This window comes from Enterocloster clostridioformis (assembly GCF_020297485.1).
Classification (GTDB): domain Bacteria; phylum Bacillota; class Clostridia; order Lachnospirales; family Lachnospiraceae; genus Enterocloster; species Enterocloster clostridioformis.
The window spans coordinates 191,774-207,491 of record NZ_JAIWZC010000002.1 but is presented as its reverse complement, the minus strand read 5'-3'; the positions used below and the strand labels follow the sequence as shown (position 1 = coordinate 207,491).

Sequence of the window (15,718 nt, the reverse complement as noted above, 5' to 3'; positions counted from 1 at the left end):
TCAATGAACGTGAAAAAAGCAGCGGCCATATTCCTGGCCCTTATGGCAGCTCTGACCTTTCTGTCCAGGGCCCTGGATTCATTTACCGTCATACGGGTGAAGACAGGGTATGGAAAGCAGGATGTGATACCCTACGCAATACAGGGAGAGGGAGAGCTTACTGCCGGAAGAACGGTATACATATCACTGCCGGAGAACATGCAGGTGGAGGAAATCACAGCCAGGCCCGGACAGTCTGTTAAGGCAGGAGACACGGTCCTGACCCTTCAGATGGAAGGACTTGAGGAGGAGCGGGATGCCCTGACCCTGGAGTACAAAAAGGCAGAGCTGACGTTTAAACAGGAGCAGATGTCCTTTGCTCCGGTCCCGCGGGTGACTGAGGAGACTCTGGCGCTGCAGCAGCTGGCCGCGGCCCAGAGAGCCCTGGAACTGGGAAACCAGGATTTGGCGAAGGCGAAGGAGGACCATGAGAAGGCATCCATTGAACTGGAGCACGATTATGTGCAGAAGAAGAACCGGACCAGGGAGCAGGTGAAGGAGGATAACCGCAAGGCTATGAAAAGTGCCAGAAGATCATATGAGTCGGCCCAGAAGTCCAGGGATTCTGCTGTGAGAAAGGCGGAGCGGGAAGTGGAGGATAAGCAGAAAAAACTGGACCGCCTGGAGGAGCAGGGGGCTTCCGAAGAGGAGCTGGAACGGGCTAAGCTGGAGTTTGATAGGGCCGGAGAGGATTTGGAGGACATCCGGGATGAAGAGGACCTGAAGGTAGAGGAAGCCAGGGCAAAGATGTATGCGGCCGAGGAAGACTACGAGGATGTGGATTACGGGGAAAGGGAAAACCAGGAGGACCTGCGAAGGGCGTATGAGGACGCCTTGAAGGCAGAGGATGACAAGCTGGAGCAAGCCGGAAGAAAGGTCCGGGATTTGGAGGAAAGCCTGTATCAGGCCATGGAGAAGGTGGAAAACGCAAGGGTATCGGATGCCGGTACAGCGGCAGGGGAAGCGGCCGGAAGGGGAATGTCCGGCCTGAAACAGGAGTCCATGAAACTGGACATGGAGGAGATTCAAAAAAAGCAGAGGAAGATAGAGGAATTAATAGATGCCAAAGGACAAATCAAGGCATCGGTGGATGGGGTTGTGGTGGATACCGGATTACAGGCAGGGGACCGGATCCAGGACGGTCATCAGGTCAGGCTGGCTGTGGGCGGCCTGGAGATGAAAGCACAGATTGACAAGGAGACAGCCGGGGCAGGTCTCCTGAAAAAGGGTGTCAGGATGCAGGTGAAGCTTGCGGGACAGTCAAAGAAGGTGGAAGCAGAGGTGGAATCCGTGGACCAGATGGCAGAGGACGGGAAAATCCAGGTGACAGCCAGGATGCAGGAAGGCGAGGGAAGGCTGGGAGACCTGGTATCCTTTGCCGTGAACATGGAATCCGGGGCATACCCTTGTGTAATTCCCATGGAGGCGCTGCGTGAGGATAATAAAGGATATTACTGTCTGGCGGCAGAGCCGGAAAAAACCATACTGGGAGAGGAGCTAAAAGCAGTGAGAATCCAGGTGGAGGTACTGGAAAAGAGCAGTTCCGCCGCTGCTGTGTCAGGTCTTGTGACAAAGGATATGAAGCTGATTACAGAATCCGGCAAACCAGTGAGTGAAGGAGACCGGGTCAGGGTGGTGGAAGAATGAAAAAATGGATCATACTTATACTTATTGCCGCCGTATGGGGCTATGGGGCCATCCTGGCCTGGACCATGAGGGATGCGGGCAGCCAGGTATTTATATACTATGGGGAAGGGGAGGCGGTGGAGGAACAGCTGATTTCCCATGCACTGGACGGTGAACAGGAGCAGACCAGGAAAATGCTGCCTGAAATCACGGCCTGGTCCCGTGCGGAAAGGCTGAAGGTATTGAACCCCGGACTGGGAAGGTCAGAAGAGGCGGATTGCATCGCTGTATACGGACTTAAGGAAATGGCGTCATCACCCAGGCTGCTGGGAGGAACATATGGCTGCCGTTCAGACCAGGACGGATGCGTCATCAGCAGAGGCCTTGCCATGGAACTGTTCGGAGGTCTGGATGTAGCGGGAAAATATATCTGGTGCAGGCAGAAGCCCTACAGGATACGGGGAGTCACGGATGAATCATCCCATGTCATACTGCTGCCTGCCAAAGAGAAAGACGCCATGAGATACATGATGTTTACATACGTAAGGGGGGCAGAAAGTGGTGCGGAAGAAGGGACATCCCATGGGATGGAAACAGGAAAATCAGCGGCGGAAAATTTTCTTTACAGGAATGGGATTAAGTCCGGGAAGGTCCTGGTGGACGGAACGTATTTTTCCTCTGCCGCCGGCCTTGGAGTGTGTCTGCCGCTGTGGATAACTTCAGTCTGGATGCTCTCTGGCCTTCCGGGAAGCAGGAGGGGGATAAGGGGGAGGACAAAGGAGGGCATAAAGAAGAGTATAAAGAAGAGTACAAAGGAATTCATCCTGGCTGCCGTATTTTCTCTGGCGGGATTACTCCTGGCATGGAAACTGGAGCTTAAGATACCTCCGGATTTGATTCCCAGCAGATGGTCTGATTTTGAATTCTGGGCCAGGAAGATAGGGGAAATGCGTTCCGATATGGCGGACATGGGGGAGGCAGGAGCTGTCTGGTGGCTGGCGCAGATGAAGGGCAGGCTGTCAGTGTGCCTGCTCTGTTCTTTTATAGGCGCGGCGGGAGGTGTTATCTGGACGGCAAAATGCACAGGGCGTTCCAGGGAGTAAAGCAGATTCTCTCCGGGACGCCCTGGGGCTGTGTCCCCATACCTGGCAATGGACCGCACCCGGAAGGTGTAATCGCCGGGTGAATTTGCTGCGGAAGTCATAAGAGGTGACGGAAGCAGTGTCTCCCAGGCTCCATATGGAATGCGCCATGACCACCCAGGGTGATGATGACATGATTGCGGGTAAGGGCTGTAAGGCGGTCGGCAGAGGTTCATCGGCTGCTTATCTTCCAGGGGGCCCGTGATTCACGTATATCCCATGGCCTCATCCCCATTGAGGTGCAGAATGGGGGATAGGGAAAACATGCGCTCCAGACTGCCTTGGGGGATGAAGCTGATTCTGGGACCCGGCGCAAAGTAAACAGTATATTCCGGGTACTCTTCCAGGTTGTCCCGTATGACGCTTCCTGTATCCTCATCCAGTTCCAGTCCGCATACATAGGCACATCCTCCCAGGGACATAGACTGGCTCTCCACAATCACATCCTCGCCGGTAACAGGCAGGCGGGGCAGCCTGACAGTTACGTCTACCACGGTGGAACCGATGATTAATGCCTGTTTCAATTTTATTTCCTCCCATGAATCGTATTTTTAAATAGTGGTGATGATGCTGCCGGCCGGAAGCTTTGGAGCCGGGGGAACCACCCTGGGTACCATGAAAGTCAGATACGGAGACGGATCAGAGGAGGACGTGTCCATAGGACAAATCATCCTTACTCTGGATAAACCCATGGAATATGTTACAGCTGCGGGGGGGATCGTTCAGCTCCGACGGAACCGCCATGACACGCTATCTTGTGCAGAAGGACTGCCGTCTGAAAGGCTTTGAGGTCCAAAACCCGGAACAGGTGAAAAGGGAATTCAAGGTTACCTGATTCAGTGGAAATGCTCTGACGGTTCAGGAGGAGAGTCCTGGTTTACCACGAATCTGGACCGGCAAAACAGCATGGACGCAGACCGCGGCATTCTATGAATACTCGGTTGTATTGGGAAGCAGCGGGTGGAATACCGCGGGAGCTGTGTGCGTTATAATTGGGCGCATCATGCTGGTGAAGGAGCTGGCGGCGTGGGCGCCTGGGGAGAAAACAGAATTATGACATCTCCCCTGATGGATGGTTGCCGCCGTACTTTTTTGTAAAATAATGATGGAGAAGAATCAATTTGAACCTGTCGTTGTCTTTGTGGAACGGATTGAGATTCAGCTGCTTTTTCAGCTGGTTCAACCGGAACACCATGGTGTTTCTGTGTATGAACAGAGCTTCGGCAGCCATAGAAATATCCATATTGCAGGCAACCAGGGCGCCTATGGTCTCCTGGGCCGTGGGGGAGATTTTCATATAGTCCAATTCATTTTTGAAAAAGTGTTCAAAAGAGTGTTCCGGAATTTCGTATACAAGGTGTTCTGCCAAAAAGTCATCTATATAATAGATTCGCTTTTCCATGTCCGGCCGGTTCTGCGCGTACCGGAAAACAGCCTGGGCAGAAATGGAGCTGTCGCAGTAATGCCCGATATTCGTTACGGTGAGCCCCACACCGATACGGCAGGAGACGAAGTAATTTTTATTCAAATCCCGGAGCCGCCCTTGCCGCCCGCGCCAGCCGGAGCCAGGAGGCCGGAGCCGGTCTTTACCAAAGAGCAGCCGCCCGTGTGCCGCTGCAAGGTGCGCTATGGGAAACGGGCGGCATGATTCCATTCCTGTCATGGACTACCGGCAATACAGGCGGGAGCGGCGATTAGTACATGAGTGCTGCAACTACGATTCCGGGAACTGTATCGCGCTGGACGACGGGGAGGAATGTGTCTGCATCCAGAGCATTTCCTACTCCCTGCTCTGCCGGTGGTTCCGAATTGCGGTGCTGCCGCTAGACAGGGAGCTGGAGGCCACCCTGTTCCACCGACTGGACAGGAAGAAATGCTGCGTGTGCGGTAAGTTATTTCTTCCCGGCTCCAACCGCGCCAAATACTGCCCGGAATGTGCCGCCGCCATGAAGCGGAAACACGCCGTAGAGCGCAAACGGAAACAGAGGCATAAGTGTCACGCTTTAGGGGCTGAAAAACCCTTGTAATATGACGCATGGGGCAGGAACCTGTTTTCAGTTTCCGCCCCATGTTTTCCGCCATATCAGAATTATTCTTCCATGCCCTCACTCTCGAAAAATTGTGCAACCGTCATACATTTCGGATGTTCCATTTCAAGGCTTAAAAAATCCTTATCTCCCGTGAGAATAATATCCACATCAGACACAATCGCCGCATTTAAGATCGGCTGGTCTTTTGCGTCGCGTATCAGCTTTTCCGCATGGTCTACCGCTGGGATAAGCTCATAGGACATTTCCGCAAGCAGCACTTCCGCGTCCGGCAGGAACTTCGGGGCTTTCCGTTGCAGAATATCCCGCAGCTCCACAATGTTGCGGTCACACAGGACAATCTCGTGATTGTCCGCGATATACAGAAGCGCCCGCGCCGGTTTGGAACGTGGAAAGACCAATGCGGAGAACAGGATATTTGTGTCGACCAATATCCGCATATTACCTTTCCTTTCCGTACCGTACTTCGTCTACCAGTGCCTGAATATCATCTTCACTGTAAACGCCCATTTCTTCGGCAGCCCCAGTAAAGGCAGCCTGCGCCTTGTGGATTGCTTTGGAAGAAGCGTTGCTTACAACAATTTCCCCGTCCTGCTTCTGGAAGAACAGAATTTTATCCCCGGACTTTAAGCCGAGCAGACGCCGTATTTCCACCGGCACCGTAATCTGACCGTTTGCAGAGATTTTTGCCAAATTCATAAAATCACCCTTTCTATTCTTGAAATCTAAAGAAAACTTGAGGTCATTTATAGTATATCCCATTCCGGGGCAAAAGTAAACTTGCCACAGGCGAAAAAGCGTGGCTGTTTTATGAATTTTTTGTGAATTTGATTAAAACGTCCTTGACAACTCGTCTCTGGGGCAGCCGTATGAGTAGTCAAATTCCTTCATGAAGGTCCAGTTCTCCAAGATACATAAATATTCCTCTCCTGTCTGTTGTTATTTTAAGTATATCAAGTTTTACATCATATAAAAATGTGCTTTTGATACAATAAATAAAAAGATAAATTGGGAAATATACATAGAGAATTGCCGAAATATGTACAGGAGGGGGGATTTTACGGCTAAAAGAAGGGTATATTTGACTGCATATGATAAAGAAATGTGCAGCTGATATAATAACCGTCTCTTTTTATTAGTCCCGGCGGATATTGTTTTGCAATTGTGGCATTGCTATACTTAATGCATACAGGAAGTACCGAAACAGTCCATAAATACAATCAATATGTGGGAGGATTATAAGAATGAAAAAGACAGGAAAAAAGTTACTGGCAACCGCATCCGCAGTTTCACTGGCAGCGCTCACTTTGAGCGGCTGTGGAGGAGGGAGCGCCGCCTCTTCGTCTGCTGTCCAGCCTTCAGAAACAAAAAAGGAGGAGACGCAGGAGCAGGCAGAGCTGGCAGGCGCTGAGTCATCTGCCGGGGTTGCGGACCACACCCAGGGAGATCCTATCGTGATCAAGATAGCCCATGTCAGCCAGGAGGGAGTGCCCATTGACCTTGCATCCAACAAATTGGGAGAGATGTTAAAAGAGAAAACCGGCGGAAGAATTAAGGTAGACGTGTTCCCTGCCTCAGCATTGGGAAATAATACGGAACTTCTGGAACAGCTTCAGATGGGTACTCTGGAAATGGCAATTTCCTCCGTGGCATTTCTTGGGGCATTTACGGATTCCACTGCTCTTTTGGACCTTCCGTATTTATTCCAGTCCAATGAAGCGGCTGAGGAGGTGCTGGACGGCGATGTGGGACAGGAAATATTCAGCAATCTGGAACCTGCCGGCTTCAAGGGGATGACATGGATGGCTACCGGCTGGAGACAGCTGACTGCCAATAAGGAAATTCATAAGCCGGAGGACATGAAGGGACTGAAAATCAGGGTTATGGAAAATCAGATGCACATTGACCATTTCAATGCGCTGGGTGCATCCGCAGTGCCCATGGCATTCTCTGAATTATATACGGCGCTTCAGAATGGAACCATGGATGCCCAGGAGAACCCCTTTGCCAATATTGACGGCAACAGATTGTATGAGGTACAGAAATATATCATAGAGACAGGCCATATTTATGATACAAGTCCATTATTAGCCTCCAAGACATGGTAGGACAGCCTCAGTGCGGCGGACCAGGAGCTGATTCAGGAATGTGTGGACGAGATGATTGTTTATGAGCGTGAACTCTCTGCTTCCAATGAGGCTGAACTGGAAGAAAAGATCGGAAACAATGGGACAAATGTAATCATTACCCTTACGGATGAGGAGAGACAGGCGTTCCGTGACGCGGCTGAGCCGGTTTATGACAAGTATGTTCCCGGAATAGGGGAAGATTTGGTAAACAAGGTTGACGAAATCAACGCAAAGTACATGAAGTAAAAAGACCTTGTACATAAGGAGAACAGCATGGAGAAGACGGAGAAGAAAGAACCTTTTTATAACCAAATTGAGAAGTATATCATTGTATGCATGTTTCTCGTGATGACCATAATCATTGCACTTAACGTTGTTACCAGATTTGTATTTAGCTTCACCCTTTCCTGGGGTGAACAATTGGCCAGGCTGCTGCTGGTATGGACATCCTTTGCCGGAATCAGCTGGGCAGGAAAAATCAATGCCCATATGAGGGTGACGGCCTTGTCATTGGCTTTTAAGAAGGACCCGAAGATTTTTGAGGCAGTGTACCTGGTGGGGGATGTGATTGCTGTTGGTTATGGGATATATATGTCTTATGAGATATTCCGGCTTATGAATTTGATACGGAACCAGGGGCAGGTTCTTTCCGCCCTGCCCTTCGTTCCCAAATGGATTATGTATCTGGCAGGAGTGCTGGGGATGGCCGGTATGAGTATACGGATTATCCAGCGCAGGGCCGGAGAATTCATGAATGCAGGTAAGGAGGGGGCAGAGGTATGATCGGTACAATGCTGGGAGTATTATTTGTATGCCTTTTGGGCACTGTCCCCATTGCGGTGAGTTTGGGATTGAGCTGTGTGGCTACATTCTCTGTCTTTAACGCGGGAAGCAATATGACACAGATGCTGGCGCAGTCCACGGTTACAAGCATTGATTCATTCTCTCTCATGGCAATTCCATTCTTTATGCTGGTGGGAAGTCTGATGGAGAGGGGAGGCATTGCAAAGAAGCTGGTGGATGTGGCGGAAATGATGACAGGAACCATGCCGGGCGGATTGGGTATGGCTGCCATAGTAGCGTCCATGTTCTTTGCGGCCATATCGGGCTCCGGACCCGCTACAGCCGCGGCTATAGGGGGCATCATGATTGGCGCCATGACAGCCCAGGGCTATTCCAAAGGGTACAGCGGAGCTCTGATAGCGGCAGGAAGCACCATCGGGCCGGTTATACCGCCCTCCATACCCATGATTATGTATGGGGTTACCATTGGGGTTTCCGTATCCTATATGTTTATCGCGGGAATTATTCCAGGGGTCCTCATGGGCGTGGCCCTGATGATTTATAACTATTTTGCCAGTAAAAAGCGGGGCTATAAGGGGAACGAGACAAAGGCCAAGACCGGCAGGGAAAAAGCGGTTGTGCTGAAGGAAGCCATACCGGCTATACTGATGCCCGTCATAATCCTGGGAGGCATTTATTCCGGTGTGTTTACTCCGACGGAATCCGCTGTCATCGGTGTCGTGTATGCAATCATTGTGGCTGTGTTCGTGTACCATCACCTGAGCCGGAAGGCTTTTTGCGAGGCCATGTTTGACGCGGCCATCACATCGGCCACCATCATGATACTGTTTGGCGCGGCAAATACCTTTGGCCGGATACTGACCATGAACCGTGTCCCTGCCATGATTACGGACTGGATGATGTCCATAACAAGCTCCAGAGCCATGATCATGCTGATGCTTAACATTGCTCTCCTGATCATCGGGATGTTTCTGGATACCATATCGTCAATCGTACTGTTTGGACCAATCTTTGCGCCTATTGCAATAGCAATTGGGTTTGATCCACTTCATTTCGGCATTATTATGGTGATTAACCTGTGCATCGGAATGCTTACGCCTCCCATGGGAGGAAACCTGTTTGTTGCCCAAAGGCTATTTATCTGTGGGCCAGTGAGCAGCCATGGTGTGACAGGGACAATATGTTTCCCGCAGGGCACAGTATGGGAGGGGCCATTGTTTCCAATATTATACCGCAGCTTCAGCCCAGGGGAGCCGTTATGTGGGCTCCGGGAAACGTGGTCTACTATGATATCAGCAGCCGTGTCCATGCTGTTCCGGGCCACTACGAGGAGTTCTATGACATAGGCGGACTTATGATGTCCAGTGAATTCCTTTCACAAGTGAGAAAGACAGATATCGTCAGGCAGGCGGAAGGTTACGGCAAAGAGGTGCTTATCATACATGGGGAGTTGGATGAGAAGGTTCCGGTTTACGCGGTGGGACCATATCTGGACCTGTATGGGGAAAAGGCCCGTCTGGAAATAATAAAAGGGGCCAATCATCAGTTTACTTCGGTTGAATGGAAGAATAGGGTATATGAATTGAGTATTGATTACATAAAAGAAAAGGTGGGCTCGACAGAAAAATATCTGTTAGAAGATTGAGTGCGGTTTTAATATCTGTAAGCCAACCCCTGCCCGTACCATTCCGGACAGGGGTTTTGCCCTCCAACTCAAAAATATACAAATTGGAATTGTCGTTATTTTTGGACAAGAATAACCGATTTATCGGAAAATACCACAAAGAGGGAATGGAAGAATTGTAAATAATACATGAAAATACTTTGTTTGGCGAAAATCTTTTGGTAGTATATTGACATTTTGAGATTAAGATGTAAAATGTAGACATAATCAAAAAGCTCCAGCAGGAGAGAAAAATTTTTGTTAATCTTAACAAGAGTTTGGCAACCTTTGACAAAGCGTTGCGGCTCTTGTTTTTTTTGTTCATATTTGTCTAAAAATTAACGATAATAACGGTGAAATCAGGAGTTTAAAGCTGTTCAGCCGGATAAAGCATGATGGGGACCCATGAAAAATATGGGCCTGAAATAAAACACAGGACAAAGAGGTGAGAAGGATGCTGTTAAGAAATGGAACCGTTGTCAGCGGGACGGGCTGTGTGCGGCAGGATATCCGCATAGGCGGGGGACGGATTGTACAGACCGGTCCGGGCCTGGAACCCCTTGAGGGGGAAGAGGTAATGGATGTATCCGGCTGTCTGGTTGCGCCGGGAGGAATCGATGCCCATACCCATTTCGACATGCCCTGCGGCGGCATCATGACTTCAGATGATTTTGAGAGCGGCACCAGGGCGGCTGTGGCCGGGGGAACCACCACAGTGATTGACTTTTCGGAGCCGGAGCAGGGGGCCAGCCTCCAAAGCGGTCTGGACCGGTGGCATGAGAAAGCGGACGGACGGTCCTTTACGGACTATTCCTTCCACATGACCGTGGCCCGGTATGACCAGGGGATAGAGGAGGAAATCCTCTCCATGATTCGCCAGGGAGTCACTTCCTTTAAAGCCTACACGGCTTATAAGGGGGACCTGGGAGTGGAGGACCGGGATATGTACCGGCTCCTGTCACTGATGAAGAAACATGGTGTCCTTTTGATGGTACACTGTGAAAACGGCGATATCCTGGATGTGCGCCGGGAGGAACTGGCAGCCGGACATCCGGCGGATATATCCCTCCATCCGCTGTCCAGGCCAAATGAGGTGGAACACGAAGCCGTGTCCAGGATGATTGACATGGCAAGGCTTCTCGCGGTTCCGGTTTACATAGTCCACACCAGCACCAGACAGGCGCTTAAGGAGATAGAGGAAGCAAAGGAAGAGGGAGTGAGGGTTTACTGCGAGACATGTCCCCAATACCTGTTCCTGTCAGAGGAAAAGTACCGTCTTCCCGGTTTCGAGGGGGCAAAATATGTGTGCAGCCCGCCCCTGAGGAGCAGCAGAGACCAGGAAGCCCTGTGGCGGGGACTGAAGCAGGGGATTGTGGATACGGTTTCCACGGATCACTGTTCCTTTAACTACAAGGGCCAGAAGGATTTGGGACGGGTGGACTTCCGCCTCATACCAGGCGGACTTCCGGGTGTGGAGAACCGGCTGGAGCTCATGTATTCACAGGCTGAAAGCCATGGCCTTACATACAGCGGCATTGCCAGGATGACAGCAGAAAATCCGGCAAAAATATTTGGCTTATATCCAAGGAAAGGAGTGATACAGCCAGGCAGCGACGCTGATCTGGTGGTAATCCGGCCGGACAGCAGTCATGTCATAGATGCCGGCACACAGAGGCAGTATGTAGACTACAACCCTTACCAGGGCATGGTAGTTTCACATAAAGTCCGGCATGTATTTCTGAGAGGGCAAAAAATCATAGAGGACGGCGCATTTAAGACAGATATACCGGCCGGCAACTATTTACTCAGGAACACATTGGTCAGATAGGCTTTTCTCCGGCTTTAGTCTATCTGTCAAGCCTGTACACTGGACGGATAAAGAACCATACCACAGGCACATCCTGGTACGAATCAGGGTGGGTAACGACGAAGTCAGGAACACCCGAAGGGAAGAAGCCCCCTTTCGTATTCTTAATCAGTTAAAGGAGAACAACATGAATAAGAATGCATCCAAAAGTACTTCAACTATCAAAACCGGCTCCATTTATGAGTTAAATGGACGCCCGCCATTCGCGCAGGCATTTCCGCTGGGATTCCAGCAGCTCTTGGCCATGTTCGTGGGAAACATAGTCCCCATGATTCTGGTAGCAAATGCAAGCGGTATGGACGCTTCACACGCTACGCTGCTTCTGCAGTGCTCCATCCTGGGAGCCGGCGTAGCCACACTTCTGCAGGTATTCCCCATACGGTTCGGCAATCTTCAGTTCGGATCAGGGCTGCCTGTCATGATGGGACTGACATACACATTTCTTCCCATCTGCATTTCCGTATCTGTCAATTATGGGTTAGGGGTTTTATTTGGGGCGCAGTTGGTAGGCGGTCTGGTGTCTATCGCTATCGGCTTTGCTCTTCCCAAAATTAGGAGATTTTTCCCGCCGGTGGTGACGGGGACCATTATCACCTCCATCGGTATCTCCTGTTTCCCCATTGCTGCTTATAATCTGGCGGGAGGACAGGGTGACCCGTCCATGGGACAGCTCCACAATTTTGTCATCGGCCTGGTCGTCATTCTGGCTATTCTGATTATGAACGGCTACGGCAAGGGCATGGTCAGCGCGGCAGCTGTACTGGGCGGCATGATTGTGGGATACGTCATAGCGGCTATCTGCGGATACATCAATTTTTCGCCCATCAGCGAAGCGGCATGGTTTGCTGTTCCGAGGCCAATGGCTTTTGGAAAACTGGAGTTCCACCTGAACTTTGTTTTGGTATTTGTCCTGCTGTTCTTCATCAATGCGGTGGAGATGTCGGGAGACTTTACGGTTTCGGCCACAGGCGGCCTTAACAGGCAGCCGAAGAATGAGGAGCTGAGAGGCGGCATCATCGCCAACGGCATTGCCTGTATCTTTTCCTCCTTCTTCAACTGTTTCGCCACAGGAACCTACAGCCAGTGCTCCGGTATCGTGGCGTTGACAAAGGTTTGTAACCGCTGGGTTATGGGCTGGGGCGCCATCACACTGACGGCCGCAGCCTTCTGTCCGAAGCTGGCCAGCGTGCTTTCCACCATACCCAACTGCGTTATCGGCGGGGCAACCATCGTGGTATTCTCCATGATATGTATGTCAGGCATGAGCCTGGTGGCGAGAGCCAGATTCACCAACAGGGCCATGCTCATATGCGGACCTGCCCTTGCGCTGGGACTGGGAATCTCTCTGGCAAAGGATACGCTGTCTGGTATGGGTGAATATGTGCAGATGTTCTTCGGGGAGTCATCCATCATCCTAGTACAGCATTGTTTAAATATCAGTGATTAAATTACTAATGGTATCCCGGCATATGTCCACTTAAATGGGTGTGCTGTAAGATTGTATTGTTCAATAAAGCGCAGGATGCTTGCTTCCAGTTCTTCTATTGACAGGCAGCTTTTCCGCTTCAGCAGCTTCCGGTTAATGATGCCAAACCATATCTCAATCTGGTTCATCCAGGAACTGTGTTTCGGAGTATAGACAAAGCGGATCCGGTGGGAAGGGTCATGCAGGAAATCCGCCCGGCTTTCCATACTTTTAAGGATCCCTGTTTTCCCTTTTTTGCCCAGTTCCACGCCAAGGGCACAGGCTTCTGCCACAAAGCGGACAAGGGCTTCCGATTTATGGGTGTTTAGGCCATCGCATATAAATGTCCATGGGGCTTGCGGGTCTGTCCCTACCAATGCTTTCACGGCTTCCACAAAATCCTCTTCTGTGCGTGTGGAGTTTAAATACGGCATTTCCATACGGCCCGTTGCAACATCAAAGAACCCGATGAGGCTGGCCGTGCCATGGCGGATATACTCAAACTCCATTTTGGCGCACTGGCCGGGTAATGGGAGCTTGTCAGGATATTTATGTTCCAGCGCTTGTACCCCGGTCATTTCATCCGTGGAAACAATGTGTGCACCTTCCCGGCTTTGTTCCTGGGCACTCTGGTACAGGCCGCAGATTTCGTTTACTTTCCGCGCAAAAGATTCCGGGGCTTCCGTCTTTTCCGAAGAATGAAGCCAGTAACGGATTTTGTGGGGATGTAAATCTACCTCATTTTTAAAAAACGGCTGACAGATTTCTCAGAAATCTGTTCAGCGATCCCCTGCTTTTTAATTTCTGCCACTAACAGCGGGAGACTCCACTGGCTTACTTCGTACCCAAAATCATTTGGGTTGCTGCAGGCAAGGTCGATGATCCGCATGATCTGGTCCGGCGTAAAAACAGACGGGGCACCGGGGCGTTTTTTATCGGACAGGACTGCCCGTATCTCATCTTCAAGCTTTTCCGGGGCGTCCATTTCAATCCTCCGCAAGGCTGGGAGCGCCGCGAGGAACCGACTGCGCCAGGTGGCAACATTATTATAATGAAGCCCGGCCTGTGGTGCAATATTCTGGTTGAGTTCCCCCTGTGACGCAAGCAGGACAATGCTGGCTCTTTTGACCAGTCCTGACGGAAGGGAGCGGCTTTTTGAAAAAGCAGATAATATGTTTTTCATGGCATCAGATAAAACCGGGATAGTATCAATTGTTTTCCTTCGCATAATAACACATCCATTCTTTAGTGATAGAATTATTATGCACCGACTACAATAAAAAAGCAACGTCTATTCATTATTATTTTGGCAATGCTGTACTAGTGGCCGGATTTGCCATTGTCCTGAACCTGATACTTCCAAAGGATAAGACGGACCAGGAAGTGGAGGCAGAGTACATAAGGGAAATCAGCCAGACAGAAGAGGATGGCGCTGCATCTGCAAAGGCACATGAAGTTGAGACGGCGTAAGCTATCGCGTGTGAATCAAAGAGAAAAGGAGTTTAGACTATGATCAGCCATTTATTTAAAAACGGAATCATTGTAACGGTAAATCCTGACAGGGAGATATTTTTTCACGGTGCGGCAGCCGTAAAGGACGACCGGATTGTGGAAGTGGGACCTACCGAGGCCCTGGAGGCCAAGTATACGGATTGTGAACGCGTGACGAACCTGGAGGGCAGGGTGATGTTCCCGGGCTTTGTGAACACCCACAACCATCTGTTCCAGACCCTGCTTCGGGGACTGGGGGATGATATGGTGTTAAAGGACTGGCTGGAAACAATGACCTTCCCCGCGGCCACCAGCCTGACTCCCGATGACTGCTACCACGGCGCCATGCTGGGCCTGATGGAAGGCATCCACAGCGGTATCACCACCAACCTGGATTACATGTATCCCCATCCAAGGGAAGGGCTGGACGACGGCGTTATAAAGGCCATGAGGGAGCTGGGAATCCGCGGCATCTTCGGCAGGGGCTGCATGGACACCGGAATCCAGTACGGCGTGCATCCGGGCATCACGCAGCAGAAGGACGACATCGAGAAGGGCGTCAGGGACATCTTTGAGCGCTACCACAACTGCGACAACGGCCGCATCAAAATCTGGGTGGCGCCGGCAGCCATGTGGTCCAACACCAGAGAGACACTTAAGATGCTCTGGAAGGTGACAAACGAGTACAAATCAGGCTTCACCGTACATATCTCCGAGACAGAGTTTGACAGAGAGGCAGCCAAGGGCATTCACGGCAAGTGGGATATAGACGCCATGATTGACATGGGAATCTGCGGGCCAAACGTACTGATGGTGCACTGTGTACATCTGACGGATGAGGATATTGAGAAGGCCGGGAAGTACGACCTTAAGATCTCCCACAATGTATGTTCCAACATGTACCTGTCATCAGGCGCAGCTCCTATTCCAAAGCTTTTAAAGGCAGGCGTTACCTGTTCCCTGGGCGTGGACGGAGCAGCTTCCAACAACGCCAACGACATGATAGAGCTGATGAAGAACACGGCCCTGATGCAGAAATGCGCCACCAGGGATCCGCTGTCCATGTCGGCCGAGAAGGTAGTGGAGATGGCCACCATCGACGGCGCAAGGGCCATTGGCATGGAGGATGAGATTGGTTCCATAGAGGCAGGCAAGAAGGCGGATATGGTAATCTTTGACCCATATGAGTGCGTCAAGGCAGTTCCCCTTCACAACCCATGCTCCACTCTGGTTTACTCCGCGTCATTAAAGAACATCACAGATGTGTATGTGGATGGCAGGGGAGTCATGGAAAAGGGAGTTATCCTTACAGTGGAGGATGAAAAGGCGGAGCTTCGGGCAGCCCAGAAGGCAGCGGAGGAACTCTGCGTGAGAGGCAATATCACCAACCGCTTAGAAGGGCATAAGTGGAATGATACTTATAGAAAATATGAGAGGCAGTAAA

Annotated in this window: 18 protein-coding genes and 2 pseudogenes; 13 read left to right on the top strand and 7 right to left on the bottom strand. The window is 50.8% G+C overall.

Annotation, left to right across the window (positions count from 1 at the left end; all coding sequences use genetic code 11):
* The first annotated feature begins 3 nt into the window (after nucleotides 1–3).
* The 3 genes from LA360_RS28080 to LA360_RS28070 all read left to right on the top strand — a co-directional run bounded on the left by LA360_RS28080 (nucleotide 4) and on the right by LA360_RS28070 (nucleotide 3,012).
* Nucleotides 4–1,686, top strand: a complete 1,683-nt coding sequence (locus LA360_RS28080) for an HlyD family efflux transporter periplasmic adaptor subunit (RefSeq protein ID WP_022200802.1) — start codon at nucleotides 4–6, stop codon at nucleotides 1,684–1,686.
* Nucleotides 1,683–2,768, top strand: a complete 1,086-nt coding sequence (locus LA360_RS28075) for an ABC transporter permease (RefSeq protein ID WP_022200803.1) — start codon at nucleotides 1,683–1,685, stop codon at nucleotides 2,766–2,768. The genes LA360_RS28080 and LA360_RS28075 overlap by 4 nt, the downstream gene beginning before the upstream one ends.
* Before the next feature lie 106 nt (nucleotides 2,769–2,874).
* Nucleotides 2,875–3,012, top strand: coding sequence for a hypothetical protein (locus LA360_RS28070; protein WP_225537830.1), 138 nt, complete (start codon nucleotides 2,875–2,877; stop codon nucleotides 3,010–3,012).
* A gap of 1 nt (nucleotide 3,013) precedes the next feature.
* Here the strand turns inward: LA360_RS28070 and LA360_RS28065 are convergent, their stop codons facing one another.
* On the bottom strand, nucleotides 3,014–3,331 hold the full coding sequence (locus tag LA360_RS28065; protein ID WP_057571002.1) for a carbohydrate kinase family protein: 318 nt from the start codon (nucleotides 3,329–3,331) through the stop codon (nucleotides 3,014–3,016).
* A 27-nt stretch (nucleotides 3,332–3,358) separates the two neighbouring features.
* Nucleotides 3,359–3,499, bottom strand: a complete 141-nt coding sequence (locus LA360_RS28060; RefSeq protein WP_225537829.1) for a hypothetical protein — start codon at nucleotides 3,497–3,499, stop codon at nucleotides 3,359–3,361.
* A 5-nt stretch (nucleotides 3,500–3,504) separates the two neighbouring features.
* On the opposite strand from LA360_RS28060, the gene LA360_RS28055 reads away from it, so the two are divergent.
* Nucleotides 3,505–3,642 (top strand): hypothetical protein, encoded by a 138-nt coding sequence (locus tag LA360_RS28055; RefSeq protein WP_225537828.1) that lies wholly within the window; start codon nucleotides 3,505–3,507, stop codon nucleotides 3,640–3,642.
* 216 nt (nucleotides 3,643–3,858) lie between these two features.
* Here the strand turns inward: LA360_RS28055 and LA360_RS28050 are convergent, their stop codons facing one another.
* Nucleotides 3,859–4,335 carry a PucR family transcriptional regulator gene (locus LA360_RS28050; RefSeq protein WP_225537827.1) on the bottom strand — a complete coding sequence of 159 codons (477 nt, stop codon included), beginning with the start codon at nucleotides 4,333–4,335 and terminating at the stop codon, nucleotides 3,859–3,861.
* Nucleotides 4,336–4,435: 100 nt separating this feature from the next.
* Here LA360_RS28050 and LA360_RS28045 point away from each other — a divergent pair, with 100 nt between their 5' ends.
* Nucleotides 4,436–4,834, top strand: a complete 399-nt coding sequence (locus tag LA360_RS28045; RefSeq protein ID WP_057571003.1) for a cysteine-rich VLP domain-containing protein — start codon at nucleotides 4,436–4,438, stop codon at nucleotides 4,832–4,834.
* Nucleotides 4,835–4,896: 62 nt separating this feature from the next.
* Here the strand turns inward: LA360_RS28045 and LA360_RS28040 are convergent, their stop codons facing one another.
* The gene (locus tag LA360_RS28040) at nucleotides 4,897–5,295 is read right to left on the bottom strand and encodes a putative toxin-antitoxin system toxin component, PIN family (RefSeq protein WP_065551024.1); all 399 of its coding nucleotides are present in this window, start codon (nucleotides 5,293–5,295) and stop codon (nucleotides 4,897–4,899) included.
* 1 nt (nucleotide 5,296) lies between these two features.
* Complete coding sequence (locus LA360_RS28035) at nucleotides 5,297–5,554, bottom strand: AbrB/MazE/SpoVT family DNA-binding domain-containing protein (RefSeq protein ID WP_057571005.1); 258 nt, start codon at nucleotides 5,552–5,554, stop codon at nucleotides 5,297–5,299.
* Nucleotides 5,555–6,099: 545 nt separating this feature from the next.
* Here LA360_RS28035 and LA360_RS28030 point away from each other — a divergent pair.
* The 6 genes and pseudogenes from LA360_RS28030 to LA360_RS28005 all read left to right on the top strand — a co-directional run bounded on the left by LA360_RS28030 (nucleotide 6,100) and on the right by LA360_RS28005 (nucleotide 12,765).
* Nucleotides 6,100–7,230 (top strand): annotated as a pseudogene (locus LA360_RS28030) (TRAP transporter substrate-binding protein).
* A gap of 27 nt (nucleotides 7,231–7,257) precedes the next feature.
* Nucleotides 7,258–7,767, top strand: a complete 510-nt coding sequence (locus tag LA360_RS28025; protein ID WP_057571006.1) for a TRAP transporter small permease — start codon at nucleotides 7,258–7,260, stop codon at nucleotides 7,765–7,767.
* Nucleotides 7,764–8,867 (top strand): annotated as a pseudogene (locus tag LA360_RS28020) (TRAP transporter large permease); the annotation flags it as partial. The gene LA360_RS28025 and the pseudogene LA360_RS28020, both read left to right, overlap by 4 nt.
* Nucleotides 8,868–8,968: 101 nt before the next feature.
* A complete protein-coding gene (locus LA360_RS28015; RefSeq protein ID WP_318258496.1) occupies nucleotides 8,969–9,433 on the top strand; it encodes an alpha/beta hydrolase in 465 nt (154 codons plus the stop codon).
* A gap of 472 nt (nucleotides 9,434–9,905) precedes the next feature.
* Nucleotides 9,906–11,279 (top strand): dihydropyrimidinase, encoded by a 1,374-nt coding sequence (gene hydA / locus LA360_RS28010; protein WP_022203403.1) that lies wholly within the window; start codon nucleotides 9,906–9,908, stop codon nucleotides 11,277–11,279.
* A gap of 166 nt (nucleotides 11,280–11,445) precedes the next feature.
* On the top strand, nucleotides 11,446–12,765 hold the full coding sequence (locus tag LA360_RS28005; RefSeq protein ID WP_225537825.1) for a uracil-xanthine permease family protein: 1,320 nt from the start codon (nucleotides 11,446–11,448) through the stop codon (nucleotides 12,763–12,765).
* Here LA360_RS28005 and LA360_RS28000 read toward each other — a convergent pair.
* Together LA360_RS28000 and LA360_RS27995 are read right to left on the bottom strand one after the other, a co-directional pair.
* Nucleotides 12,762–13,379 carry a transposase gene (locus LA360_RS28000; RefSeq protein ID WP_225537847.1) on the bottom strand — a complete coding sequence of 206 codons (618 nt, stop codon included), beginning with the start codon at nucleotides 13,377–13,379 and terminating at the stop codon, nucleotides 12,762–12,764. The genes LA360_RS28005 and LA360_RS28000 overlap by 4 nt on opposite strands.
* A 137-nt stretch (nucleotides 13,380–13,516) precedes the next feature.
* Complete coding sequence (locus LA360_RS27995) at nucleotides 13,517–14,011, bottom strand: helix-turn-helix domain-containing protein (protein ID WP_112482557.1); 495 nt, start codon at nucleotides 14,009–14,011, stop codon at nucleotides 13,517–13,519.
* A gap of 20 nt (nucleotides 14,012–14,031) precedes the next feature.
* Between LA360_RS27995 and LA360_RS27990 the strand changes: the two genes are divergently transcribed.
* Together LA360_RS27990 and LA360_RS27985 are read left to right on the top strand one after the other, a co-directional pair.
* A complete protein-coding gene (locus LA360_RS27990) occupies nucleotides 14,032–14,253 on the top strand; it encodes a hypothetical protein (protein WP_225537824.1) in 222 nt (73 codons plus the stop codon).
* Between the two features lie 39 nt (nucleotides 14,254–14,292).
* On the top strand, nucleotides 14,293–15,717 hold the full coding sequence (locus LA360_RS27985) for an amidohydrolase family protein (protein ID WP_022203405.1): 1,425 nt from the start codon (nucleotides 14,293–14,295) through the stop codon (nucleotides 15,715–15,717).
* Nucleotide 15,718 lies beyond the last annotated feature (1 nt).